The 26,704-nt window shown below is 67.5% G+C and carries 18 protein-coding genes; 15 read left to right on the top strand and 3 right to left on the bottom strand.

Translation table 11 applies throughout. The features are described 5' to 3' along the window. Positions 1-93: 93 nt before the first annotated feature. A complete protein-coding gene (locus tag KGR00_RS17170) occupies positions 94-1,590 on the top strand; it encodes an aldehyde dehydrogenase (RefSeq protein WP_224424459.1) in 1,497 nt (498 codons plus the stop codon). A gap of 78 nt (positions 1,591-1,668) precedes the next feature. Here KGR00_RS17170 and KGR00_RS17165 read toward each other — a convergent pair whose 3' ends face one another. Further along, positions 1,669-2,511 carry a helix-turn-helix transcriptional regulator gene (locus KGR00_RS17165; RefSeq protein WP_224418962.1) on the bottom strand — a complete coding sequence of 281 codons (843 nt, stop codon included), beginning with the start codon at positions 2,509-2,511 and terminating at the stop codon, positions 1,669-1,671. Between the two features lie 125 nt (positions 2,512-2,636). Here KGR00_RS17165 and KGR00_RS17160 point away from each other — a divergent pair, with 125 nt between their 5' ends. The 6 genes from KGR00_RS17160 (at position 2,637) to KGR00_RS17135 (ending at position 11,418) form a co-directional block, all read left to right on the top strand. Continuing rightward, positions 2,637-3,263: a YbhB/YbcL family Raf kinase inhibitor-like protein gene (locus KGR00_RS17160; RefSeq protein ID WP_224418963.1), complete on the top strand. Its 627-nt coding sequence runs from the start codon at positions 2,637-2,639 to the stop codon at positions 3,261-3,263. A gap of 95 nt (positions 3,264-3,358) precedes the next feature. Further along, positions 3,359-5,014 (top strand): VRR-NUC domain-containing protein, encoded by a 1,656-nt coding sequence (locus KGR00_RS17155; RefSeq protein ID WP_224418964.1) that lies wholly within the window; start codon positions 3,359-3,361, stop codon positions 5,012-5,014. Continuing rightward, positions 5,011-7,317, top strand: a complete 2,307-nt coding sequence (locus KGR00_RS17150; protein WP_224418965.1) for an ATP-dependent DNA helicase — start codon at positions 5,011-5,013, stop codon at positions 7,315-7,317. The genes KGR00_RS17155 and KGR00_RS17150 overlap by 4 nt, the downstream gene beginning before the upstream one ends. A gap of 82 nt (positions 7,318-7,399) precedes the next feature. Continuing rightward, positions 7,400-8,332 (top strand): cobyrinic acid a,c-diamide synthase, encoded by a 933-nt coding sequence (locus KGR00_RS17145; RefSeq protein WP_129140825.1) that lies wholly within the window; start codon positions 7,400-7,402, stop codon positions 8,330-8,332. Positions 8,333-8,530: 198 nt separating this feature from the next. Beyond that, positions 8,531-9,700 carry a toxic anion resistance protein gene (locus tag KGR00_RS17140; RefSeq protein ID WP_224418966.1) on the top strand — a complete coding sequence of 390 codons (1,170 nt, stop codon included), beginning with the start codon at positions 8,531-8,533 and terminating at the stop codon, positions 9,698-9,700. 446 nt (positions 9,701-10,146) lie between these two features. Beyond that, positions 10,147-11,418, top strand: coding sequence for a malic enzyme-like NAD(P)-binding protein (locus tag KGR00_RS17135; protein ID WP_129140823.1), 1,272 nt, complete (start codon positions 10,147-10,149; stop codon positions 11,416-11,418). Positions 11,419-11,493: 75 nt separating this feature from the next. On the opposite strand, the gene KGR00_RS17130 is transcribed toward KGR00_RS17135, so the two are convergent. Next, positions 11,494-12,273, bottom strand: a complete 780-nt coding sequence (locus tag KGR00_RS17130) for a DUF481 domain-containing protein (RefSeq protein WP_129140822.1) — start codon at positions 12,271-12,273, stop codon at positions 11,494-11,496. Between the two features lie 109 nt (positions 12,274-12,382). Then, positions 12,383-14,911 carry a penicillin-binding protein 1A gene (locus KGR00_RS17125; protein ID WP_224418967.1) on the bottom strand — a complete coding sequence of 843 codons (2,529 nt, stop codon included), beginning with the start codon at positions 14,909-14,911 and terminating at the stop codon, positions 12,383-12,385. A gap of 239 nt (positions 14,912-15,150) precedes the next feature. Here KGR00_RS17125 and pilM point away from each other — a divergent pair, with 239 nt between their 5' ends. From pilM to gltB, 8 genes are all read left to right on the top strand, one after another. Next, the gene (gene pilM / locus KGR00_RS17120) at positions 15,151-16,224 is read left to right on the top strand and encodes a type IV pilus assembly protein PilM (RefSeq protein ID WP_224418968.1); all 1,074 of its coding nucleotides are present in this window, start codon (positions 15,151-15,153) and stop codon (positions 16,222-16,224) included. Next, a complete protein-coding gene (locus tag KGR00_RS17115; protein WP_224418969.1) occupies positions 16,221-16,808 on the top strand; it encodes a PilN domain-containing protein in 588 nt (195 codons plus the stop codon). Before pilM ends, KGR00_RS17115 begins: the two co-directional genes overlap by 4 nt. Continuing rightward, a complete protein-coding gene (locus KGR00_RS17110) occupies positions 16,805-17,428 on the top strand; it encodes a type 4a pilus biogenesis protein PilO (RefSeq protein ID WP_129140818.1) in 624 nt (207 codons plus the stop codon). Before KGR00_RS17115 ends, KGR00_RS17110 begins: the two co-directional genes overlap by 4 nt. Continuing rightward, positions 17,425-17,982, top strand: a complete 558-nt coding sequence (locus KGR00_RS17105) for a pilus assembly protein PilP (protein WP_224418970.1) — start codon at positions 17,425-17,427, stop codon at positions 17,980-17,982. Before KGR00_RS17110 ends, KGR00_RS17105 begins: the two co-directional genes overlap by 4 nt. A 137-nt stretch (positions 17,983-18,119) precedes the next feature. Continuing rightward, positions 18,120-20,186 carry a type IV pilus secretin PilQ gene (gene pilQ, locus KGR00_RS17100; protein ID WP_224418971.1) on the top strand — a complete coding sequence of 689 codons (2,067 nt, stop codon included), beginning with the start codon at positions 18,120-18,122 and terminating at the stop codon, positions 20,184-20,186. Next, complete coding sequence (gene aroK / locus KGR00_RS17095; RefSeq protein WP_129140815.1) at positions 20,186-20,728, top strand: shikimate kinase AroK; 543 nt, start codon at positions 20,186-20,188, stop codon at positions 20,726-20,728. The genes pilQ and aroK overlap by 1 nt, the downstream gene beginning before the upstream one ends. 4 nt (positions 20,729-20,732) lie before the next feature. Next, complete coding sequence (gene aroB / locus KGR00_RS17090; RefSeq protein WP_224418972.1) at positions 20,733-21,842, top strand: 3-dehydroquinate synthase; 1,110 nt, start codon at positions 20,733-20,735, stop codon at positions 21,840-21,842. 409 nt (positions 21,843-22,251) lie between these two features. After that, a complete protein-coding gene (gltB, locus tag KGR00_RS17085) occupies positions 22,252-26,703 on the top strand; it encodes a glutamate synthase large subunit (protein WP_224418973.1) in 4,452 nt (1,483 codons plus the stop codon). The last annotated feature ends 1 nt before the right edge of the window (position 26,704 follow it).

The raw sequence follows: 26,704 nt of genomic DNA, 5'->3' as shown, positions 1-26,704 counted from the left end.
GGCAAAAGACCCTCGCTTCGGTTTGCCCCCGGCGCCCCTTATCGCTGGGTAACGGGTGAAAGCAGACCGATTACCGAGCGGGAGAAACGACCGATGAGTAACGCACTGACCCACGCCGACTGGCAGCGCCTGGCCGGCGACCTGACCTTCGAGACCCGCGCCTTCGTCGACGACGCCTTCGTCGCGGCGGTGAGCGGCGAGACCTTCGCCACCGTCAACCCGGCCACCGGTGAGACTCTCGCCGAGGTGGCCAGTTGTGACGCCGCCGACGCCGAGGTGGCGGTGGCCCATGCACGGCGTGCCTTCGCCGAGGGTGGCTGGTCGCGGCGCGCCCCGGGCGAGCGCAAGGCGGTGCTGCTGCGCCTGGCCGCGCTGATGGAGCAGCACAAGAACGAACTGGCGCTGCTCGACACCCTCGACATGGGCAAGCCGATCGCCAGCTCGCTGGGTGACATGGCCGGCGCCATCGGCTGCCTGCGCCACCACGCCGAGTCGATCGACAAGCTCTACGGCGAGGTCGCGCCCACCGGCGAGGACGCCCTCGGCCTGGTCCTGCGCGAGCCGCTCGGGGTGGTCGCCTCGATCGTGCCGTGGAACTTCCCGCTGATGATGACCGCCTGGAAGATCGCCCCGGCGCTGGCCGCCGGCAACAGCGTGATCCTCAAGCCCTCCGAGAAGTCGCCGCTCTCCGCGTTGCGCCTCGCCCAGCTGGCCAAGGAGGCCGGCCTGCCGCGGGGCGTCTTCCAGGTGTTGCCCGGCTTCGGCCACACCGTGGGCAAGGCCCTGGCGCTGTCCATGGACGTCGACTGCCTGGCCTTCACCGGCTCCACCGGGGTGGGCAAGCAACTGATGCAGTACGCCGGCCAGTCGAACCTGAAGCGGGTGTATCTCGAGTGCGGCGGCAAGAGTCCCAATCTGGTCTTCGCCGACTGCAAGGACCTCGACGCCGTGGCCCGTCACGCCGCCGAGGCGATCTTCCACAACCAGGGCGAGGTGTGCATCGCCGGCTCCCGGCTGCTGGTCGAGAATTCGATCCGCGAGGCCGTCGTCGACAAGCTGCTCGCCGCCGCCGAGAGCATGCAGCCCGGCGATCCGCTCGACCCGGCGAGCTTCATGGGCGCCATGGTCGACCGCACCCAGTATGAGCGAGTGCGCGACTACATCCGCCGTGGCGTCGAGGAGGGCGCGACCCTGCGTACCGGCAGCGACTCGGCCGCCGAGGGGCCGGGGCTGTTCATCGCGCCGACGGTGTTCGACGGCGTCACCCCGCAGATGGCGATCGGCCGCGAGGAGATCTTCGGCCCGGTGCTGGCGGTGTTCGGCTTCGACAGCGAGGAAGAGGCCGTGCGGCTGGCCAACGACAGCGAGTACGGCCTGGCGGCCGGGGTCTGGAGCCAGGACATCGACCGCATCATGCGGGTGTCGCGGCGTCTCGAGTCGGGGCAGGTGTTCGTCAACAACTGGGCGGGGATGGACCAGACGGTGCCGTTCGGCGGCGTCAAGCAGTCGGGCAACGGCCGCGACAAGTCGCATCACTCGCTGGAGGAGTATTCCGAGCTCAAGACGGTGTGGCTGTCGCTGGTGCCCTGAGTCAACACCGTATCGTCATGCCCTGCCATGTCGCTTGCCGGCCGCCGACGTCGCAACCGGGGGTCGGCTTTTCTGGGGTCAGGAGGGGGGCTCCGGGGTGTCCGCCTGCCGCCGCGAGACCAGTGCCACGTGATCGAGGAACAGCCGGAACAGCTGCGACTGGCTGGAGACGTCGAGGCGCTGGTAGAGGTGCTTGCGGTGGACCTTGACGGTGCCGTCGCTGATACCCAGTTCGCGGGCCGCCGACTTGGTCGAGTGGCCGGCCAGCAGCAGCCGGACGATCTCCTGCTCGCGGGCGGTGAGCTGGCCCTGGCCGAAGCTGGCGAAGGCGGCCTCCACCGGTGCCTGGGCGTCCAGTCGTTCCTGGAACTGGCCGGCCTGCCAGTGCCAGTACTCGCCGAGCAACGTCTCGACGACCGGGGCGATGTGGCGCAATGCCAGCAGGCCGCGCCGGGTCAGGGGCGTGGCGTCGTGGCGAAAACCCAGCGACACCACCATCACCACGTCCTCGGCGACCCGGGCGAACAGCCCCACCTCGTCGCCCAGGCCCAGCGCGCGATAATAGCGGTGGTAATAGTCGCTGGCCTCGAAACGGTCCGGGGCGAGTTCGCGCAGGCGGTGCGCGCCGCCGTCGAGGCCGCGACGCACGGCGGTGAAGATGGGATCGAGCAGGTAGGCCTCGCTCAGGTATCGCTCGATGTCCTGCTCGCGACGCTCCGGCGGGTAGTCGTCGTGGATCAGCAGTGGCCGGTGGTGCCCCTTGTAGGTGTTGATCAGGATCGAGTCGAAGCCGATGTGCTCACGCAGACTGTGTTCCAGCAGGGCGGGAAAGCCGCTGCCCGAGGCATCGCGGATCAACCGGGCCAGGCTTTGATGCCAGGCGTGGCTGGCGGTCTGGGCGAGCAGGTCTGTGACGTTCATGGCGGGTGCGCTTTCTCGGCAGCGGAACCGCGAGCGTACCACCGTCGCGGCCGGGAAACCTGGCCCGCATCCCGACGGCTACGCTAGGCTGATACGCGATTATCCATCGAGCCATGGAGGTGATGATGAAACTGACCGTCAAGGGTATCGAGAATGGACAGCCGATCCCCCGGACATTCGCCTTCGGCGTGCCCGGCGACGGGGAGCCGATGACGCTGGGGCCCAACCACAATCCGGCGCTCCACTGGACGGAGATTCCCCAGGGCACCCAGAGCTTTGCGGTGATCGTCTGCGACCCCGACGTGCCCGGCGACGCGACCGATGCCAATCAGGAGGGCAAGACCCTTCCCGAGAGCCTGTCGCGGGTGGACTTCTACCACTGGGTGCTGGTCAACGTGCCCGCCGGCACCCATCGCATCGACGAGGGCGAGGCCGCCAACGGCGTCACGCCCCGGGGCAAGCCGCCCGGCAAGAGTTCGCTGGGACTGGAAGGGGTCAACGGCTTCACCGGCTTCCTCGCCGGCGACCCGGACATGGAAGGCACCTACGGGGGCTATGATGGACCCTGCCCGCCATGGAACGACGAGTTGATCCACCGTTATCGCTTCACCGTCTATGCGCTGGACGTCGAGGCGCTGGATCTCAAGGGCGAGTTCACCGGCGACGAGGCGCTGGGCGCCATGCAGGGGCATATCCTCGGCCAGGCCACGGTCACCGGCACCTATACCCTGAACCCCGATCTGCAGCCCTGAACGAAGGCCTTTTCAGGCACCAGGCGGGCCGGCGATTGTCGCCGGCCCGCGCGCTCTGTACCATGGATGCCCATCCAGTACCCTCCGGGTGATCCATGGCCCGCCCCACGCTCGACGACCCACTCTATTACCTGCACAACTTCCGTTTCGTGCTGCGCTGGCTCGAGACGCGCTATACCGATCTGCTCGCGGACGACGAGCGCGCCTTCATCGAGGATTTCGCCGCGCTGCCCGAGGCGTCGCAGGCGCTGCTGGTGCGCATGACGATGCGCAAGGGGGCGCTGTTCCGGGCCTCCCGGTTGCGCTATGCGGAGATCGGCGACACGCCCAGCGCCGCCGCGCCGCTGATCGAGCGGGGCTTCGTCGAGGCGGGCCCGCCGTTGTCGCTCGAGGCGCTGTTCGGGCTCTTGACCAAGGCCGAGCTCGCGCGTCTGTTCGGCGAGCGGCTCACCGCGCTCGGCCTGGGTCAGGCGCGCAAGGACGCCTGGCTCACGGCACTCGGCGAGGCGTTCACCGAGCCGCGCACGCCCCCTGAGTGGGGGCTGGACGACGAACCGGTCTACGCGCTGCACGTCGAGGCCCTGGGCGAGCGGTTGCGGCTGATGTTCTTCGGCAACCTGCGCCAGGACTGGTCGGAGTTCGTGCTCGCCGATCTGGGCGTGGCCCGCTACGAGCCGGTGGACTTCTCGCCGGCCTCGCGGGCCTTCCAGCAGCGCGACGAGATCGACACCTACCTGCATCTGCAGCGCTGCCGCGAACGACTCGACGCCGAGGAAGCGCCCGTCACGATCCGCGTCGACGTACCGGACACGGCGCTGGCCAACCCCTGGCTCGAGGCGCGCCGCGCCCGGCTGCTCTATCGCCTCGCCCAACAGGCCGAGCGTCGCCATGAACTGACCGCGGCCGAGACCCTTTATGCCGAGTCCGCCCATCCCGGCGCACGCGGGCGGCGGCTGCGCATGCTCGAGCGCCTCGAGCGTTTCGAGGCGGCGCTGGCCCTGGCCCGCGAGATCCATGAGGCGCCCGAGAGCGAGGCCGAACGCCAGCAGGTGCGCCGCGTCCTGCCGCGGCTGCATCGCCGGCTGGGCCTGGCGCGGCCGTCGCCGGCAGCTACCTCGCCGGTGGTGCGGCTCGATCTGACGCTGCCGCCGGGGCCGGGCCGGGTCGAGTTCGCCGTGCGGCGTCACCTCGCCACCCCCGAGGGGCCGGTGCATTATGTCGAGAACACCCTGATCGGCGGACTGTTCGGCCTGCTCTGCTGGGATGCGATCTTCGCGCCGCTGCCCGGGGCCTTCTTCCATCCCTTCCAGAGCGGCCCCGCCGATCTCGGCCGCGCGGACTTCCGCGAGCGTCGGGCGGCACTGTTCGACGCCTGCCTGGCCCGGCTCGACGACGGCACCTATCGGCAGACGATCCGTCGTCATCATCGCGCCAAGGCGGGCCGGCTCTCGCCCTTCGTCGATTGGGCGGTACTCGATGACACCCTGCTCGAGCAGGCGCTGACCTGCCTGCCGCCGGCACACCTGCGGCTGTGCTTCGAGCGGCTGCTCGACGACGTCACCGCCAATCGCGCCGGGTTGCCGGACCTGATCCAGTTGTGGCCCGATGCGGGCCGCTATCGGATGATCGAGGTCAAGGGGCCGGGCGATCGGCTGCAGGACAACCAGCGGCGCTGGCTGGACTTCTTCCATCGCCACGGGATGCCGGTGGCGGTGTGTCACGTGCGCTGGGCCGAGGCGGGCGAGGCATGAGCTACCGTGTGGCGGTGCGGGCCTTGTGCGAGTTCACCGCCCGTGGCGGCGATCTCGACCGGCGCTTCACGCCCTCGCCGAGCGCCCAGGAGGGTATCGCCGGGCATGCCACGGTGACCTCGCGTCGCGGCGCCGGCTACGAGCGCGAGGTACCGCTCGTCGGCGTCCATGGTGCCCTCGAGGTGCGCGGTCGGGCGGACGGTTACGACCCGGCGACAAACCAGCTCGAGGAGATCAAGACCCACCGTGGCGACCTGACCCGGATGCCCGACAATCACCGCCAGTTGCACTGGGCGCAGGTCAAGGTCTACGGCGCGCTGCTGTGCCGCGAGCGGGGGCTGGAATCGCTGACCCTGGCACTGGTCTATTTCGATATCGCCACCCAGCGCGAGACGCGGCTGCGCGAGACCGTCGACGCCGAGACGCTGTGGGGCTTCTTCGAGACCCAGTGTCAGCGCTTCATGGCCTGGGCCGAGCAGGAACAGGCCCACCGCCGGCGGCGCGACGCGTTCCTCGAGGCACTCGTCTTTCCGCATGCCGACTTTCGCCCCGGCCAGCGCGACCTCGCCGAAAGCGTCTACAAGGCGGCGGGGACCGGCAGTGGCCTGCTGCTTCAGGCGCCCACCGGCATCGGCAAGACCCTGGGCACGCTGTTTCCGATGCTCAAGGCGTTGCCGCGCCAGCGCCTCGACCGGCTGTTCTTCCTCGCCGCCAAGACCCCCGGTCGGCGGCTGGCGCTGGACGCCCTGACGACACTGGGCGGTGAGGCGGACGAGGCCGACGTGACGGCACTGCGGGTGCTCGAACTCACTGCCCGCGACAAGGCCTGCGAGCACCCCGACAAGGCCTGTCACGGCGAGTCCTGCCCGTTGGCCAGCGGCTTCTACGATCGCCTGCCGGCGGCGCGCGACGCGGCGGTGGCGCGCGGCCGGCTGGATCGGGCCGCGCTGCGCGAGGTGGCCTCGACGCACGGAATCTGCCCCTATTACCTGGGCCAGGAGATGGCTCGCTGGTGCGACGTGGTCGTCGGCGACTACAACTACTTCTTCGACCTGCACGCCATGCTCTACGCGCTGACCCGCGATCAGGAGTGGCGGGTGGTGCTGCTCGTCGACGAGGCGCACAACCTGGTCGACCGCGGGCGCGGCATGTACAGCGGCGAGCTCGACCGGGGCGCACTGAAGGCGCTCAAGCGCCGGGTGCCCACCGAGTTGCGCCGACCGCTCGACGCGCTCGATCGCCAGTGGCGAACCCTGCACGAGGAGCTCGGCGACACGCCCGGCGCTGGCGACGCCGCGGACTATCGCGTGCTGGCCGAACCGCCGACGAAGTGGCTCGCCGCGCTGCAGCGCTGCACGGCGGCAATCGGCGAGTATTACGCCGAGCGTCCTCCCGAGACCCAGCCGGCGGAGAGCGACGCCGATCTGCAGCGCTTTCACCTGGATGCCCTGCACCTGTCGCGGTTGAGCGAGTCGTTCGGCGCGCATTCGCTGTTCGACCTGTCGCTGCGCGACGGGCGGCGCGGCAGTCGTCTGTCGCGGTTGTGCTGTCGCAACGTCTCGCCGGCGCCGTTTCTCGCCGAGCGCTTCGCCGCGGCACACGCCACGGTGCTGTTCTCGGCGACGTTGAGTCCGGCCGGCTACTATCGCGACCTGCTCGGCCTGCCGGCGCAGACGCCGTGGCGGGAGTCGCCGTCACCGTTCTCGGCGACCCAGCTCGCGGTGCATCGCGCGCGACACATCTCGACGCGCTACGCCGACCGGCCGGCCTCGCTGGCGCCGATCAGCGCGCTGATGGCCGAGCAGTACCGGGCGCGGCCGGGCAACTATCTGGCCTTCTTCAGCAGTTACGCCTATCTGGAGCAGGTCGCCGCGCGTTTCGCCGAGCAGCACCCCGACATCCCCGTGTGGTGCCAGCAGCGGCGCATGGACGAGGCCGCCCGCCAGGCGTTTCTCGATCGCTTCGTCGAAGACGGCCGGGGGGTCGGTTTCGCCGTGCTGGGCGGGGTGTTCGGCGAGGGCGTCGATCTGCCCGGCACGCGGCTGATCGGCGCCTTCGTCGCCACCCTGGGGCTGCCCCAGGTCAACCCGGTCACCGAACAGTTGCGCCGGCGGCTGGAGGGGCTGTTCGGCCAGGGCTACGATTACGCCTATCTCTATCCCGGCTTGCAGAAGGTGGTGCAGGCCGCCGGTCGGGTGATCCGCACGGCCGAGGACCGCGGCGTGGTGCATCTGATCGACGACCGCTTCACCCGCTCCGATGTTGCGCGGCTGTTGCCGCAGTGGTGGTCGCGCGTGGAATGACGCCCGTGGTGACGGGGTTTATCGCCAGGCCGGCCTTACTCTACAATCGGGGTTCCTTCCTTGATCGGCGGGTCCGTGTCGCATGCTGGGATTCTTGCAAGGACTGGCCTATGGGCTGTTCGTCACCTGTCTGCCCTGGTTTCTGATCGGCATGGTGAATCCGCGCCTGGCGTTGGCCGAGCCTCATCCCAACCGCCTGCAGGTGATCATTCGCTACTGGCTGCTGGTGCCGTTCGTGGCTTTCGTGCTGTGGCTGACCTCGCTGTGGGGCGGCTTCGGCCCGTCGCTGGGCGGCTGGCTGGCCGGGCTGGCGGCGATCGCCGTGGAACTGCCGCTGGAGCGGGGCTTCCGGGGCTGGCTGGCGCGGCGCCGGGCGCGGCGCCAGGCCGCCCGTCAGGCCGCGGGTCGCCGCGCCGAGCAGGCCCGCGAGGCCCGTGAGAAGGGCGCTCTGACCCTCGATCCCGCGCATCCGCCCGCCGATGCCGACGACCTGGTGCTGGCGATCGCCGATGCCAAGCGCCAGTTGATGGACGCCGCCCGGGAGGATATCGCGGTCCAGGCGGACCGTCTCTACAGTCGCTATCACCACGTGATGGCGGTGCTGGGGGCGCGATTTTCCCCGGAAGAGCTGGCCTTCCAGCGTGCCCACTCGCTGGTCGGCGAGGTCTGTCTGGGCGCGGTCGACACGCTCAATACCATGGCCACTCAGGCGCGCGGCGTCGCCGAAGTCGACAGCGATTTCGTCAAGCGCCGCCTGGCGCGCGAGGGCGAGTCGTTGTCGGTGGCCGAGCGCCTGGCGCTGAAGCGACGCCTGGAACTCGTCGAGCAGACCGAGCGCCACCTGCGTGAACTCTCGGCGCGCAACGAATCCGCGCTGACCGCCCTCGACGATGCCGCGGTGGCCCTGACGCGGGTCGAGACGCATCGTCCGCAGGCCTCGGTCGCCGCCGATCAGGCGCTGGCCGAGCTGCGCCGTTTCGTCGATGGGGCGGGGCGATACAGCCGGACTCCCTGAGCGGGGCCGACCACGGGCCCTGCACGCGCCACGACGACGTTGAAATCGCTCGGGGGAGGTCGACGTAAAAGGCGCATTGACGCTGTCGTAAACTCGAGTGCGAGTCCAGTGCGCCTTTCCGTTCAATGTCGCCCTGGCTTGCCTGCGTTCGACTGTGTTGCAAGCGCCCTCTTGGATCCGCATGGGAAGGAGCCGCCGATGACCGAAGACCGCCATTCTTCCGAGCGCCCGCTGGCGCTGCCGCCGGTGGAAGAGATCGCCGAACGGCTCGATGCCGCGCACGACGGCGACACCGCGAGCGACGACGATCTGGCCGCGCAGGCCGATGCCTTCGTCGAGGTGCTGTTCGCCGGCCGGGACGGCGCGGCAGACCCGCGTCAGACGGTCGACGAGATGGGCCTCGACCTGCAGCGTGAATCGGCGCGCCAGAGCGAGATGCTCAAGACGCCGTTGCGCCGGCTCGCCCACCAGGGCGACGAGGGCGGGCCGGTGGCCAAGTCGCTGATGCAGTTGCGCGAGCGCATGAGCGCGCTCGATCCGCAGCACCAGTCGCTGGAAAACGGCGGGCTGGATCGCATCCTGGCACGCCTGCCGGGGGTGGGTAGCCGGCTGCAGCGTTACTTCCAGAAGTTCGAGAACGCCCAGCAGGCGCTCGATGCAATCATTCACGACCTGGAGTCCGGTCGCGACATGTTGCGCCGCGACAACCTGACCCTGGCCGACGATCAGGCCTCGCTGCGCGACACCCTCGATCGGCTGGCGCGGCAGGTCGCGCTGGGACGGCTGATCGACGAACGGCTGGAACGGCGGATCGTCGGGCTCCCCGAGGCGGATGCCCAGCGCGCCTTCATCGAGGAGGAGCTGCTCTTTCCGCTGCGTCAGCGGATCGTCGATCTCCAGCAGCAGCAGGCGGTGAGCCAGCAGGGCGTGCTGGCGCTCGAGGTAGTGATCCGCAACAACCGCGAGCTGATGCGCGGGGTCGACCGGGCGATCAACGTCACCGTCGCCGCGCTCAACGTGGCGGTCACCGTGGCCATGGCGCTGGCCAACCAGCGTCTGGTGCTGGACCGGGTCGAGGCGCTCAACAGCTCGACCTCGGCGATGATCAAGGGCACCGCCAAGGCACTGCGTAGCCAGGGCGTGGAGATCCAGAGTCGCGCCGCCGAGGCGACGCTGGATCGCGAGACCCTGGAGGAAGCGTTCAGCGAGGTGATGGCCGCGCTCGACGATGTCGCCCGTTATCGTCGCGAGGCGCTGCCCCGGCTCGACGAGCAGATCGACCGTCTGGATGCCCTGGCGAGCCGTGGCGGCGAGGCCATCGAGCGTCTCGAGCGCGGCAATCGCGAACAGCCCGGTGAGAGCCTGTGATAGGGAAATGCTGAATAAATCGACGAGCGGGATGAAGCGCGAGGCGCATGGAACGTAGAAAACGAGACATAACATGAAGTTAGGCGAGTTTTCGAGTACCACGCAACGAAGCGATTCGCTCGCGCAGGCATTTATGCAGCGTTTCCATAGCGGGGCGTGATAGCGGGTGAAAAGCATCGATGAGGCTCCCGATCGGGGGCCGTTTTTTTGGCAGGACAAGGGGCGTTTCTTGTGCATTGCAGCGCGAAACGGTCGTCAAAAATCCGCTCACGATAAGCTTTGTATTATGCAAGAAGGCGCAGCCATAATGCCTTTCGAATAACTGGAAACGTTTTCAAACTGCCGGCTAAAATCCTTTTTTGACAAAGACTTGGCGCAAGTTGTGAGGCCGGATTTTTTTCTATATTCTTGCCGGAACATCCCTCACGATCGACCGGATACCGAGCATGAGCGACGCCAAGAAACAAGCGGCACTGGATTATCATTCCCAACCCATTCCCGGCAAGCTGTCCATCGAGATCACCAAGCCGACCGAGTCGGCCAAGCATCTCGCGCTGGCCTACAGTCCGGGTGTGGCGGAGCCGTGCCGCGAGATCGCCAGGGACCCCGAGAATGCCTATCTCTACACCGGCAAGGGCAACCTGGTGGCGGTGATCTCCGATGGCAGCGCGATCCTCGGCCTGGGCAATCTGGGGCCGCTGGCCAGCAAGCCGGTCATGGAAGGCAAGGGCGTGCTGTTCAAGCGTTTCGCCGGCATCAATTCGGTGGACATCGAGGTCAATGCCGAGAGCCCGCAGGCGTTCATCGACACCGTGGCGCGCATCGCCGATACCTGGGGCGGCATCAACCTCGAGGACATCAAGGCGCCGGAGTGCTTCGAGATCGAGCGCGCGCTGGTCGAGCAGTGCAACATTCCGGTCTTTCACGACGACCAGCACGGCACCGCGATCGTCACCGCAGCGGGCATGCTCAACGCGCTGGCCATCGCCGGCAAGCCGATCGAGGAAGCGCGCATCGTCTGTCTGGGCGCGGGTTCGGCGGCGATCGCCTGCATGAAGCTGCTGGTGTCCTGCGGGGCGCGGGCCGAGAACATCTTCATGCTCGACCGCAAGGGGGTGATTCACAGTGGGCGCGACGATCTCAACCAGTACAAGGCGATGTTCGCCACCGAGACGCCGTTGCGGACCCTCGACGAGGCGATCGAGGGGGCCGATGTCTTCGTGGGACTGTCCGGCCCCAATCTGCTCTCGCCGGAGCAACTGAGCCGGATGGCCGAGAGCCCGGTGGTCTTCGCCTGCTCCAATCCCGACCCGGAGATCCATCCCGACGTCGCCCGCGAGACCCGTGACGACGTGATCATGGCCACCGGGCGTTCCGACTTCCCCAACCAGGTCAACAATGTGCTGGGCTTCCCGTTCATCTTCCGCGGAGCGCTGGACGTGCGTGCGACCTGCATCAACGAGGCCATGAAAGTTGCCGCGGTCCATGCCATCAAGGACCTGGCCCGCGAACCGGTGCCGCAGGTGGTGCTCGACGCCTATGAGGTCGAGTCGCTGACGTTCGGGCGCGGTTACATCATCCCCACGCCGCTGGATCCCCGGTTGCTCGGCGAGGTCTCCTCGGCGGTGGCCCAGGCGGCGATCGATTCCGGCGTGGCGCGGCGCTCCTATCCGTCCCACTATCCGCTCACCAGCGTCGACGAGGTCTACGGCGGCTGAGCCGTTGCTGTCTTTGCGTCATGCACCCAGCCGGCCGCGTGCCGGCTGGGTGCGTTTCGGGGGCCGCTCGGCGGACTACCAGCGATAGAGCAGCGAGGCGGCGGTGGTCAGGTCGGTGTCGGACTCGGTGCCTTCCGGGGGGTTGGAGTTGTTCTTGATCTCGTGGGACAGGCGCAGCGCCAGGTGGGCATTGAGTTGGGCGGTGATCGCCGAGAACGAGCGGGTGGTGACGTTGGTGTCGGTGCCTTCGACGGAGAGCTCCTGCTCGAAACTCGATCCCTCGTTGAACTGCCACTGGTAGTCGAGCGCGCCGTAGCCCACCGCCAGATCGTCGTCGCTGCCGCTTTCCAGCTCGTCGTGACGGTAGCCGGGGCCGGCCTCGAGCGACAGGGTATGCGTCGGCCCCGCGAGGAGCTGGCGGCCGTAACCGATGATGGTGGTGAACTGGTAGTCGTAGCCGCTGAAGCGGTCCTTTTCCCAGCGCGTGAAACCGAACAGGTAGTGCGGCCCCTCGAGCTCGTAGCGCTCGCGCCCGGCGACCAGGTACTGCTCGGCACTGGCCGAGTCGTCCTCCTTGACCTGGCGGGTCTCGCCGCGCAGCGTGTGGGTCCACTTGTCGTCGGTGATCCAGGTCAGTCTTCCCTTGGCGATCAAGGTTTCGCTGTCGGTGTTGCCGGCCAGATGGGTGTACCCCAGTTCCGCCTGGCCACTGAACTCGGGGGCATCGTCACCGGGCTGGGGCGGCGCATAGAACAGCGAGTCCTGCGCCGGCGACGGCGGACTCAGCGTCAGTCCCAGCAGCGCCAGGGCGGCGCATCGGCGCGAGGCCGTACGAGGCCATGTCAGCCGCGACATGTCGGGCTCCTGTGAATGTCTGATGGCGAACGACGTCGGGCGATGCCGGGGTACGGACGGCCCCGGCGCCGGACGTCACGGACGAGCCGGGTCGGGCCCGGCTCACCCTTCAAAAGATCGCTTCGTAAGTCCCCGTGCCCTGCGAGCCGCTGCTGTTCTCCAGTTGCTGGTCGATGCGCCGCGGTTCGTAGTCGGGCAGATGGTCCTTGCGGAATATTTCCTGGATACCACCGGGCTGGTCGTCGTGCAGGCGTCGGCCGGTATCCGGGTCGATACGCGCGGTGACGATGTCGTCCGGACGCTCCGGCACGGTTTCCGGCGTGCCCTCGAGCGCCGGACGCATGAACATCTTCCAGATCGGCAGGGCAGCCTGGGCGCCATACTCGCCGGTACTCGAATTGTCGTCCTTGCCGACCCAGACGGTCGTCACCAGGTGCATGTTGAAGCCCGAGAACCAGGCGTCGCGCTGATCGTTGGTGGTGCCGGTCTTGCCGACGATGTCGCTGCGGTTGAGGTCGAGGGCGCCGCGGCCGGTGCCTCGTTCGATCACGTCGCGCATGATGTCGCGCAGGATGTAGAGCGCATCGGCGTCGACCACTCGCGGGGCGACCGGGTAGGTCTTGCCGTCGATCTGCGTCTCGCTGACGCCATCGGCGCAATCGCGGCAGGCGACCTGCGGGGTGTTCTCGAGGATCGGCTGCTCCTGATCGTTCTTGTCGACGCGCTGGATGTACCAGGGCGAGACCTTGAAACCGCCGTTGGCGAGAATCGCATAGGCGTTGGCGACCTCGAGCGGGGTCAGCGAGGCGCTGCCCAGGGCCAGCGACAGGCCCTGGGGCAGTCGGCTCTTGTCGAAGCCGAAGTTCTCGAGGAAGGTCAGGGCGTTTTCCAGACCCAGCGACTGCAGGATGCGGATGGTCACCAGGTTGCGCGACTGATACAGCCCCACGCGCAGCCGGGTCGGGCCCTTGAACTCGCCTTCGGCGTTCTCCGGGCGCCAGTCACCGCCGACGTCGGCCATGACCACCGGGGCGTCGTTGACCACCGTGGCGGCCGTCATGTCGCCCTTCTCGAGGGCGGCGAGATAGACGAAGGGCTTGAAGTTCGAGCCCACCTGGCGCTGTGCCTGCACGGCGCGGTTGAACTTGCTGGCGGCGAAGCTGAAGCCGCCCTGCAGGGCACGAATGGCGCCGGTCTGCGGGTCGAGCACGACGATCGCCGCCTCGGCGCCGGGCTGCTGCGCCAGTCGCCAGCCGTTGTCGTCGCCGTCCTTCATGATCCGCACCAGCGAGCCGCGCTGGGCGATCGCCTGGGCGTTCTTGGGCACCTCGCCGCGCCACTGGGGACTGTGGTATTCGCGGGCCCATTTCAGGCCGTCCCAGTCGAGGGTCACGACCTTGGCATCCTTGGTCAGCACGCGCATCCGGCGCCCTTCGCTGTCGATGACGATGGCCGGCTGCAGGGGCCCCAGCACCGGCGTGCGCTGCAGGACCTTGAGCCAGTTGCTGACGTCGCCATCGACGCCCTCGACCTCGGCCTGGCTGCTCTGGGCCGCCTGGCGGGCGGTCTCGATGACCTCGGGGGACTCGGACAGCTCCTCCTCGAGACCTTCCTTCTGGGTCTGGTCCTGGGCCTCGACCAGGCTCGGCGGAATTTCCGTCTGTTCGGCACCGCGCCAGCCGTGGCGACGGTCGTATTCGAGCAGGCCCTGGATCAACGCCTGACGGGCGTCGCCCTGCAATTGGCTGTCGAGGGTGGTGGTGATCCGGTAGCCGCCGGTGTAGGCGTCGTCGCCGAAGCGATTGACGGCGAACTGACGGGCCATCTCTGCCACGTAGGGCGCCTCGACCTCGGCCTGGGTGGTGTGCTGGTGGGCGCTCAGCGGCTCCTTGACGGCCTTCTGGTAGGCGGCCTGGTCGATGAAGCCCAGCTCGCGCATGCGATAGAGGATCCAGTTGCGCCGGATCAGTGAGCGCTCCGGGTTGGCCAGCGGGTTGAGCGCCGAGGGGGCCTTGGGCAGCCCGGCGATCATCGCCTTCTCGGCCAGGGTCAGTTCGTCCAGCGACTTGTCGTAGTAGGTCTCGGCGGCCGCGGCGATGCCGTAGGCGCGGTTGCCCAGATAGATCTTGTTGACGTAGAGCTCGAAGATCTGGTCCTTGGAGAGGATCTGCTCCATCTGCAGCGACAGCAGGATCTCGCGGATCTTGCGGGTGAAGGTGCGATCCAGCGTCAGCAGGTAGTTGCGTGCGACCTGCATGGTGATGGTACTGCCACCGGACTGGATGTTGCCGCCGTGGGCAACCAGCTCGATCGCGGCGCGAGCGAGGCCCTTGGGATCGACCCCGGGGTGCTCGAAGAAATGCGCGTCCTCGGCGGCCAGGAAGGCCTGCACCATGTCATGGGGAATCGCATCGTAGTCGACCGGGGTGCGGCGCTCCTCGCCGAACTCGCCGATCAGCTTGTCGTCGCGGGTGACGATGCGCAGCGGGGTCTGCAGCTCATAGCCCTGCAGCTGATGAACGTCGGGCAGGCCCGGGGCGAAGTACAGGGCGGCGCCGATCACGGCCAGCAGGGTGGCCGCGCCCAGGGACAGGATGAACCACAAGGCCGAGGTCAACAGGCGTCTGAGAAGCTTCATGAAAGGGTGATATCCATGGTGAACGGGTGGCGGTCGGGCCGCGAAGAGCGAGGCAATCCATTGAAGAGCGCATTATAAGAACCCGGCCGGGCTTGAACCAGCGTTGAAGCCCGCAACCGGCAGAGTGTGTATAAAGCCGAAGACATCAGGTAGTCTCACCCGCATGGGCGATGGGCCTGATGCGTTGGCATGACAATCATAACAATTGCCGCCTCGTCGCCGTCTCTTTACGCAGGGGTATGCCATTGTTGGGTCTGGGCCAGTCCGCCAAGGGACTGATCGGTATCGACATCACCTCGGCCACGGTCAAGTTGATCGAATTGAAGCCGACGGGGGCGCATTTTCGCGTCGACAGCTATGCGGTGCGGCCGTTGCGCGAAGGCGCGGTCGTCGAGCGTCGCGTCCGCCAGATGGGCGACGTCGTCGAGGCCATCAAGCGCGCCGTCGACCATGCCCAGCCGCATTCCCGGCGGGTCGCGGTGGCGGTGCCCGCCAGCGCCGCGATCACCAAGACCCTGACCCTGCCCGCCTCGCTGAGCGATGACGAAATCGAGGCGCGCATCCAACTCGATTCCGACAAGCATATCCCGTTTCCGTTCAACGAGGTCGCCTTCGATTTTCAGCGCCTGGGGTTGAATGCCCGCTTCGGCGATCAGCAGGACGTGCTGCTGGTCGCCTGTCGACAGCAGGACGTCAGCCAGTTGACCCAGGCGGTCATGCAGGCAGGGCTCGAGCCGGCGGCGGTGGACGTTGAAACCTTCGCCATGGAGCGTGCCTTCGGCGAACTGCGCCATCAATTGCCCTCGCTGGCCGATGACCCCGACAAGAGCGTGGCGCTGGTCGACATCGGTGCCAACATGAACGCCTTTCACGTGCTGCGCGGCGGGCGCATCGTCTACAGCCGCGATACCGTGTTCGGCGGTCGTCAGCTGACCGAGGAGATCCGCAATCGCTACGGGCTGAGCTTCGAGGAGGCCGGCCTGGCCAAGAAACGCGGCGGCCTGCCGGAGGAGTACCAGGCCGACGTGCTGACCCCGTTCATCGACACCCTGATCCAGCAGATCGGCCGCTCGCTGCAGCTGTATTACACGGCGGGGCGCAACCCTCAGGTCAGCCGGCTGATCCTCGCCGGTGGTTCGAGCGTGATCCCCGGGCTGCGCGAACGACTGGCCGAGGACAGCGGTCTGGCCATCGAAATCGCCAACCCCTTCGTGCGCATGGCAATCAGTTCACGTATCGACATCCATACCCTGGCCGGCGATGCGCCGGCGATGCTCACGGCCTGCGGCCTGGCGATGAGGGCGCGAGGATGACCATCGAGATCAACCTGCTGCCCTGGCGCGAGGCGCGCCGTGAACGGCGCCACCGGCGATTCAAGCAGGTCGTCGTGCTGGCGGCGCTGCTCGGCGTCGGCAGCGCCTGGGGGGTGGCCAGCTTCTACCAGCAGCGTCTCGATACCCAGCAGCAGCGCAACCGCTACGTGCAGACCCAGACCCAGCAACTCGACCGCGACATCGCCACGCTGCGCGACTTCCGCACCACCCGCGAGCAGATGCTGACCCAGATCCAGTTGATCCGCGAGCTGCAGTTCAGCCGGCCGCAGACGGTTCGTGTGTTCAACCAGCTGACCCACAGTCTCCAGGATGGGGTCTACTACACCAAGCTCTCCCGCGAGGGAGACGTGCTGCGCCTGACCGGCAAGGCCGAGGCCAATCGTCAGGTCTCCGACCAGATGCGTGCCCTGGCCGCGATGCCGGTGTTCGGCGTGCCGACGCTCTCGGCCGTGGAGGCCGGTGACGACGGCCAGCGGCGCTTCGATCTCACCGTGCGCGAAGTGAACACCAGCCCGCCGCCGGACGTCGGCGAAGGGGCGAAGGACAAGGGGGCGACGCCATGAATCTCAAGGCGGAATGGCGGCGCCTGCGCGACATCGACTGGCGCGAGCTGGACCTGCGCGAGGCCGGCAACTGGCCGCTGTCGCTGCAGGTCATCAGCCATCTGGTGGTGGGCGTGGCGCTGTTCTGGCTGGTCTATCACTTTGCCGCCGCGCCCAAGCTGGAACGTCTGGCCCAGGCCCGCGCCGAGGAGAAGACGCTGCTCGAACAGTATCAGAGCAAGGCCTATCAGACCGCCAACCTGCCGGCGATGCGGCGCCAGATGGATACCCTCGAGTCGCGCATGGCCACGCTGCTCGAGATGCTGCCGACCGGTGCCGAAGTGCCGTCGCTGCTCGACAATATCAGCGACACCGCACTGGCCAATCAACTGACCATCGATTTCATCCGTCTCAAGGACCCGGTGGTCAAGGCGTACTATATCGAGCAGCCCTTCGACATCCAGGTGGAGGGTGACTACCACCGGATCGCCGCCTTCCTGTCGGGGGTCGCCGGGCTGCCGCGTATCGTCACCCTGCATGACTTCACCCTGACGCCGGTGGACGATCAGGACACGCTCAAGCTGTCGATGCTCGCCAAGACCTACAATCACCGTGCGGATGCCCCGCAGGAGGCGCCATGACCCGGCGTCTCCTCGTGGGTCTGGCGGTCGTGGCGGCCTTGCTCGCCGGGTGTGGTGATCCGCACCTGGAGGCGCTCGACCAGCGGCTGGCGTCGCTGCGCGAGCGGCCCAGTGGCGAGCTGCCGAATCTCCCCGAGACCCCCGACTACCAGCCGGTGACCTATGACCAGGCCGGCTCGCGCAGCCCGTTCATGCCCGAACGGCCGCAGGCGCAGACCCAGGCGGACGAGGGCGACGATCTGGCGCCGGACCTGTCGCGCCCCCGCGAGGCGCTGGAACGCTACCCCCTGGATGCCCTGAATCTGGTCGGCACGCTGACCATCGATGGACGCCATTCGGCACTGATCCGCGACCCCCGGGGCGAGGTGCACGCCATCCGGGTCGGCGCCCATGCGGGTACCGACTTCGGCAGGATCGTGCAGATCACCAACGATGCGGTGACGCTCGTGGAGATCGTCTCCAACGGTCAGGGCGGCTGGGTGGAGCGCCGGCGTTCGCTGTCGCTGAGCGCGGGTGACAAGAGCGGGGCTGGCAACACGGCCGGCGGGCAATAGGCGCGGTTTGCGGGCGCTAAACGGGCCTTTGACGCCGTGACGACGGCGTATCGTCGAGGCAGCGGAGCGTGCGGTCTGCCGCCGGCGCGGCTGCCCGAAGACAAGACCCGAAGACAAGAGAACGACAGGGGAAGCACATGAGGGCAATCATTCGCACGCTGCTGGCGGCGTCGCTGCTGGCGCTGGCCGCGCCGGCCCTGGCGATGTCGACGCTGACCGGCCTCGACTTCGAGCAACGCAGCGATGGCCAGCTCGAGGTGTCGCTGCACTTCTCGGGCGGCCTGCCCGAGGTGCGCGGCTACCGGATCGATGCCCCGCCACGCCTGGCGATCGACCTGATGAACACCGCCAGCGGTCTCGACAAGCGGCGCTTCGAACTGGGCGTGGCCGGTGTCGATCACATTGTCGCGCTCGATGCCGGCACGCGGACCCGGCTGGTCTTCAACCTCGACCGTGCCTTGCCCTATGCCACCCGCGAGCAGGGCGACACCCTGGTGCTGAGCCTGGGCGACGGGGTCTCGAAGGCGAGTGCCGATCCACGTCAGGCGTCGGCGTCCGCCGAGGCGACCTCGCCGGCGGCCACCGGCGGGCCGACCATCGACGACATCGACTTTCGCCGGGGCGAGGATGGTGCCGGCCGCCTGGTGGTGACCTTCGACCGCGAGGGCGTTGCCGCCCGGGTCAGCGAGCGGGGCGGCAGGATCGTCGCTGAACTCGATGACGTCGGCCTGCCCGCCGAATGGAACCAGACCCTCGATGTCAGCGATTTCGGCACGCCGATGCAGCGCGTCGTGCCTCAGCCCTCTCGCCAGGGGGCGCGTCTGGCGATCACCACCCGCGGCGAGTACGCCATGCTCTCGACCCAGAGCGGGCGGCAGCTGGTGATCGAGGCCAAGCCGGTGAGCCAGGCCGAGCAGCGCGTGCAGCAGAAGGAACGGTTCCCCTACACCGGCAAGCGCATCACGCTCAATTTCCAGGACATCCAGGTCCGCGAGGTGTTGTCGATCATCGGCGAATACACCGGCCTCAACGTGGTGGCCAGCGACAGCGTGCAGGGCAGCGTGACCCTCAATCTGCAGGACGTGCCCTGGGACCAGGCGCTGGACCTGGTGCTCAAGAGCCATGGCCTGGCCAGTCGGCGTTCCGGCAACGTGCTGATCGTCGCCCCGGCCGACGAGCTGGCGGCGATGGAGCGTCAGGAACTCCAGGCCAAGCAGCAGCAGCAGGAGCTGGCGCCGCTGACCACCCAGTACATCCAGGTGCGCTACGCCAAGGCCTCGCAGCTCGCCACGCTGCTGCGTGGTGGCGACGGCCTGGGGCTGCTCTCCGAGCGGGGGCGGGTCAGCGTCGACGAACGCACCAACACCCTGATCCTCCAGGAGACGGCGGAGCAGATCGAACAGATCCGCCAGGCCATCGATCAACTCGACATTCCGGTCCGCCAGGTGCAGATCGAGGCGCGTATCGTCATCGCCCGCGACACCGCGGCCCGCGAGCTGGGCGTCAACTGGGGGCTGTCCTCGCCCGAGGGCAGTCGCTTCAATCTCAGCGGTGCCGCCGACGGCGATCCCACGACGGTGCCCACCACCAGCAACGACCCGGCGTCCTACGGCGGCGGCCTGGCGGTCGACCTGGGCAACGACACCAATCCCAGTACCGCCTTCAGCTTCGGTTACCTGTCCGGCGACATCCTGCTCGATCTGGAGCTGCGCGCGCTGGAGAGCGAAGGCAAGAGCCAGACCATTTCCCAGCCCAAGGTGATCACCGCCAACCAGCAGGCGGCGGTGATCAAGCAGGGCCAGGAGATCCCCTATCAGGAGTCGACCTCGAGCGGGGCGACCAACGTCGAGTTCAAGGAGGCGGTGCTGTCGCTGGAGGTGACGCCGCAGATCACCCCCGATGACCGCATCATCATGGATCTCAACATCAACAACGACGACGTCTCCAACACCCGCTACGACGGCGCGCCGGCGATCGATACCAACCAGATCAGGACCCAGGTGCTGGTCAACAACGGCGAGACGGTAGTGCTGGGCGGGATTCTCACCACCGAACAGCTGCGTAATCTCTACAAGACTCCCTTCCTCGGCGACCTGCCGGTTCTCGGGCACCTTTTTCGCTATACCGAACAGAGCAATGAAAAGGTAGAATTGCTGATCTTCATCACTCCGAAGATCATCGAGGACAATCTGGCGATTCGCTGATGCAGGGTTTTCCCAATCTCTATCTGGTCGGCCCGATGGGGGCCGGCAAAAGCACCATCGGCCGCCTCCTGGCGGCCGAGTTGCAGCGCGACTTCTTCGACAGCGACCATGAAATTCAGGCTCGCTGCGGCGCGGACATTCCCTGGATCTTCGACATCGAGGGCGAGGCGGGCTTTCGCGAGCGCGAAGTGCAGATGATCGACGAACTGACCGGCCTGTCGGAGATCGTGCTGGCCACCGGCGGCGGTGCGGTGATGAACGAGACCAACCGCCGCGCCCTGCGCGAGCGCGGCACGGTGATCTACCTGTACACCACGGTCGACCAGCAGTTGAAGCGCACCGCCAAGGATCGCAACCGACCGTTGCTGCGCAACAAGGACCCGCGTGCAGTGCTCACCGGGCTGTTCGAGTTGCGTGACCCGCTCTATCGCGCCACCGCCGACCTGGTCGTCAAGACCGACCGGCGTGGCCCGCGCTCGGTGGTCAATGAAGTCCTGCGGCGCATCGAGCGCCTCGTCGATCCTCTGCAAACCAAGGTGTGAAGCCATGAGCGCTGATGATGCCGTCCAGCCCCGGACCCTGACCGTCGATCTCGGCGAGCGCAGCTACCCGATCCACATCGGCCCCGGGCTGCTCGGCGCGTCGCGCTGGCTGCGCCCCTACCTGGCGGGCCGGCAGGTGATGATCGTCACCAACGAGACGGTGGCGCCACATTATCTGGCGGCCCTGAAGCGCGGTCTCGACGACGACCTGACGGTGCGCGAGGTGATCCTGCCCGACGGCGAGGCGACCAAGACCCTGGCCAGCGTGGAGCGCATCTGGGATGCGCTGCTCGCGGAAGGCTTCAATCGGCGCTGCACGCTCGTCGCCCTGGGGGGCGGCGTGATCGGTGACATGACCGGTTACGCCGCGGCCTGCTACCAGCGTGGCGTGGCCTTCGTCCAGGTGCCGACCACGCTGCTCGCCCAGGTCGACTCCTCGGTGGGCGGCAAGACCGGGGTCAATCATCCGCGCGGCAAGAACATGATCGGCGCCTTCTGGCAGCCGCGTGCGGTGCTGATTGATACCGCGACCCTGGCGAGCCTGCCCGGGCGCGAGCTGTCGGCGGGGCTCGCCGAGGTGATCAAGTACGGGCTGATCCGCGATCGTGATTTCCTCGCCTGGCTGGAGACGCACATGGCGGCGCTGCGCGGGCTCGACGACACGGCGCTGAGCGAGGCGATCCGCCGCAGTTGCGAGATCAAGGCCGAGGTGGTCGCCGAGGACGAGACCGAGCAGGGGGTGCGTGCCCACCTCAACCTGGGCCATACCTTCGGTCATGCCATCGAGGCGCATCAGGGCTACGGGGCCTGGCTGCACGGCGAGGCGGTGGGGGCCGGCATGGCCATGGCCACGGCGCTGTCTCAGCGGCTCGGCTGGCTCGATGCGCAGGCCGTCTCGCGCGTCGAAGCCGTGCTGCGTGCCGCCGGGCTGCCGGTGGCCGCACCGGCCGGCATGGATGCCGAGGCCTTCATCGCACGCATGCGCCTCGACAAGAAGAATCTCGACGAGCGCATTCGTCTGGTCCTGCTGCGTTCGCTGGGCGAGGCCTGCCTGCATGACGAGCTGCCCGCGGCCGAACTCGAGGCCTTCATCGCAGCCTTTCCCCGCCACTGATCGATCCGCCGGTCATACCGCGAAAGCCCGCTTACCGAGCGGGTTTTTTGTGCTTCGAAACGCGACGCCGCTACCAGGATTCGCATGGCTCATGCAGGATTGGCATGGGCGTGGTGTCGACAATGACGCGCCGCGACAAGCCAGGGGCGCTTTCCGGAAGGACTAGTCTAAGCCTTTGAGCAGCTTGGTTTTTTACCGAGAGGTGGCGCTAAGGGTGCGTTTTTCGGGGAGTTTTTTCGGGCGTTGAAAGGGCATGAGAATTGCGCTGGCGGGCAAGACTGGCTATTCTGGACGGCCTTTTCACGTCAGAGAGCGGCCAAAATGGCGCCGCTAAAATAATAAGCAACCGACCAATATACCGCGCTTTCTGTCTGGACACAAGTACCCTGGATTTCTGTGAGGCACGCCCATGATGAGAGGTCTCCACCAGCCTGGCGAGTTCCGCGATAACTGTGGCTTCGGCCTGATCGCCCACATGCAAGGTCAGGCCAGCCACGATCTGCTGAAAACCGCCATCGAGTCGCTGACCTGCATGACCCACCGTGGCGGCATCGCCGCCGACGGCAAGACCGGCGACGGCTGCGGCCTGCTGTTCAAGATGCCGGTCGATTTCATGCGCGTCCTGGCACGCGATTCGCTGGGTGTCGAACTCGGCGCGCGCTTCGCCGTGGGTTGTGTCTTCCTGCCCGACGACGATGCTCGCGAGGCGCGTGCCCGCGAGATTCTGGAAGGTGAGCTCGCGGCCCGTCACGTCAAGGTGCGTGGCTGGCGCGATGTGCCGGTCAACCCCGACGTCTGCGGTCCGATGGCGCTCGACTGCCTGCCGCGGATCCGCCAGATCTTCGTCGAGCCCAGCGACGACCGGCTCGACCAGGCGTTCAACGTCGATCTGTTCATGGCCCGGCGACTGGCCGAGGAGAAGCTGCGCGACGAGGAGGACTTCTACGTCTGCTCGCTGTCGTCCAGGGTGGTCTCCTACAAGGGCCTGATGATGCCCGTCGACCTGCCGACCTTCTATCATGACCTCGGCGACGAGCGCCTGGAGACGTCGATCTGCGTCTTCCACCAGCGCTTCTCCACCAATACCGCACCGCGCTGGCCGCTGGCCCAGCCGTTTCGCTTCCTCGCCCACAACGGCGAGATCAATACCATCGAGGCCAACCGCGGCTGGGCCAACTCGCGCAAGGAAAACTTCGTCAGCGAGCTGCTGCCCGACATCACCGAACTCGACGAGATCGTCAACACCGTGGGCTCCGACTCCTCGAGCATGGATAACATGCTCGAGGTGCTGATGACCGGCGGCATGGACCTCTACAACGCCATCCGCATGATGGTGCCGCCGGCCTGGCAGAACGTCGAGACCATGGACGGCGAACTGCGCGCCTTCTACGAATACAACTCCATGCACATGGAGCCCTGGGACGGCCCGGCCGGCCTGGTGATGACCGATGGCCGCCACGCGGTGTGCATGCTCGATCGCAACGGCCTGCGTCCGGCGCGCTGGGTGATCACCGACAACGGCTACATCACGCTGTCTTCCGAGATCGGCGTGCACGACTACGCCCCCGAAGACGTGGTCGCCAAGGGCCGCGTGGGTCCGGGTCAGATTCTCGGGGTCGATACCGAGACCGGCGAGGTGCTGCATACCAGCGACGTCGACGACCGTCTGAAGTCGGCCTACCCCTACAAGCGCTGGCTCAAGGACCATGCCCATTACCTGGAGTCCGCGCTCACCGAGCTGGCGCGTTTCCAGCCCTTCGATCACGATGCCCTGAACGTCTACCAGAAGATGTTCCAGGTCACCTTCGAGGAGCGCGATCAGCTGCTGCGGCCGCTCGCCGAGGGCGGCCAGGAAGCGGTCGGGTCGATGGGCGACGATACGCCGATGGCGGTGCTGTCGCGCCAGAACCGGCTGCTCACCGACTTCTTCCGCCAGAAGTTCGCCCAGGTCACCAATCCGCCGATCGACCCGCTGCGCGAGGCGATCGTGATGTCGCTGGAGACCTGCATCGGTGCCGAGCTCAACGTCTTCGAGGCGACCCCGGAGCACGCTCACCGGATCATCCTGACCACGCCGGTCCTCTCGCCGCGCAAGTTCACCGCGCTGCTCACCCAGGAGGATCCGGCGTTCCGCTGCCATACGCTGCGGTTGGCCTACGATCCCGAGCAGTCGACGCTCAAGCAGGCGCTGCTGACGCTGTGCGAGCAGGCCGAGCAGGCCGCCCGCGATGGCGCGGTGATGCTGGTGCTCTCCGACGCCGACCTGGAGAAGGGCAAGCTGCCGATCCAGGCGGTGCTCGCGGTGGGGGCGATCCACCATCATCTGGGCCGTCTGGCGCTGCGCCCCCGCGTCAACCTGGTGGTCGAGACCGGCTATGCCCGCGACGCCCACCAGATGGCGGTGCTGTTCGGGGTCGGCGCGACCGCGGTCTACCCCTACCTGGCCTATCAGGTGATGGCCGACATGCACCGCAGCGGCGAACTCACCGGCAATCCGGCGGACACCCGCGAGAACTACCGCAAGGGCCTGCAGAAGGGGCTCTACAAGATCCTCTCCAAGATGGGGATCTCGACGCTCGCCTCGTATCGCGGCTCGCAGCTGTTCGAGGCGGTGGGGCTCTCCTCGGAGATCATGGATCTGTGCTTCCCGGGCATGATGTCGCGTGTCCAGGGCACCGGTTTCGCCGAGCTGCAGCTCCAGCAGGAACTGCTGGCCCGCGATGCCTGGATTCCGCGCAAGGGCATCCGCCAGGGCGGGCTGGTCAAGTACGTGCACAATCACGAGTACCACGCCTACAACCCGGACATCGTCAAGGCGCTGCAGGAGGCGGTTCAGCAGGGCGACTACGCCAAGTGGAAGAAATTCGCCCAGCTGGTCAACGAGCGCCCGGTGGCGACCATCCGCGACCTGCTCGCGCTCAAGGCGGCTCCCGAGCCCCTGCCGCTCGATGACGTCGAGCCGGTCGAGGAACTGCTGCCGCGTTTCGACAGCGCCGGCATGAGTCTCGGCGCGCTGTCGCCCGAGGCCCACGAGGCGCTGGCCCAGGCCATGAACGAGACCGGCGGGCGCTCCAACTCCGGCGAGGGTGGCGAGGATCCCGCGCGCTACGGCACCATCCGCTCCTCCAAGATCAAGCAGATCGCCTCCGGGCGCTTCGGCGTGACCCCGGCCTATCTGGTCAATGCCGAGGTGCTGCAGATCAAGGTCGCCCAGGGTGCCAAGCCCGGCGAGGGCGGCCAGCTGCCGGGCGGCAAGGTCAACGAGATGATCGGGCGGCTGCGCTACGCGGTGCCCGGCGTGACCCTGATCTCGCCGCCGCCCCATCACGACATCTACTCGATCGAGGACCTGGCGCAGCTGATCTTCGACCTCAAGCAGGTCAACCCGGATGCCCAGGTGTCGGTCAAGCTGGTCTCCGAGCCGGGCATCGGCACCATCGCCACCGGCGTGGCCAAGGCCTATGCCGACCTGATCACCGTCTCCGGCTATGACGGCGGCACCGCGGCCAGCCCGCTGACCTCGATCAAGCACGCCGGCTCGCCCTGGGAACTGGGGCTGCCCGAGGTCCACCAGGCGCTGCGCATCAACGGCCTGCGCGACAAGATCCGGCTGCAGACCGACGGCGGGCTCAAGACCGGTCTCGACGTGGTCAAGGCGGCGATCCTGGGGGCCGAGAGCTTCGGTTTCGGCACCGCGCCGATGGTCGCGCTGGGCTGCAAGTACCTGCGCATCTGCCATCTCAACAACTGCGCGACCGGCGTCGCCACCCAGCACCAGTACCTGCGCGACGAACACTTCCGCGGGACCGTCGACATGGTCAAGCACTACTTCCGCTTCATCGCCGAGGAAGTGCGCGAGCTGATGGCCATGCTGGGCGTGGCCAGGCTCACCGACCTGATCGGGCGTACCGATCTGCTCGAGATCCTCGAGGGCGAGACCGCCGCGCAGCGCAAGCTCGATCTGACGCCGCTGCTGACCAACGACTTCGTGCCGGCCGAGGCGCCGCAGTTCTGTCAGGTCAGCCGCAACGTGCCCCACGACCCCGGTGCCAAGAACCAGGAGGTGCTGGAGACGCTGCTTCCGGCGATCGACGCCAGGAGCGGCGGCGAGTTCGAGTTCCGCATCACCAACTGCGACCGCAGCGTCGGTGCCCGCGCCTCCGGCGAGATCGCCAAGCGCTATGGCGAGGCCGGCCTGGAGGATGCACCGATCGTCGCCCGCTTCACCGGCGTGGCGGGGCAGAGCTTCGGGGTGTGGAACGCCCGCGGCCTGCATCTCTATCTGGAAGGCGATGCCAACGACTACGTCGGCAAGGGCATGAACGGCGGCAAGGTGGTGATCGTCCCGCCCCGGGCCAGCCGCTTCAAGTCCCACGAGACGGCGATCATCGGTAACACCTGCCTGTACGGCGCCACTGGCGGCAAGCTGTTCGCCGCCGGTACCGCCGGCGAGCGCTTCGCGGTGCGCAACTCCGGCGTGCATGCCGTCGTCGAGGGCGCCGGCGATCACTGCTGCGAGTACATGACCGGCGGCCTGGTCGCCGTGCTCGGCAAGACCGGCGTCAACTTCGGCGCGGGGATGACCGGCGGTTTCGCCTACGTGATCGACGAGGACCGTACCTTCGTCGACCGCTACAACCATGAACTGGTGGAGATCCACCGTATCAACACCGAGGCCATGGAGGCCTACCGGCGCCACCTGCGCGAGGTGATCGAGGAATACGTCGCCGAGACCGGCTCCGCACGCGGCCGCGAGATTCTCGAGGACTTTTCCGAGTTCATCCGTCATTTCTGGCTGGTCAAGCCCAAGGCGGCAAGCCTCAACGGCCTGCTCGCCGAATCCCGCCGGCGGCCCGAGTAAG

The sequence above is a fragment of the Modicisalibacter sp. MOD 31.J genome, assembly GCF_020147985.1.
Classification (GTDB): domain Bacteria; phylum Pseudomonadota; class Gammaproteobacteria; order Pseudomonadales; family Halomonadaceae; genus Modicisalibacter; species Modicisalibacter coralii.
Note: the sequence above shows the minus strand (reverse complement) of the source record. Positions and strands in the feature narration are given on the sequence as shown.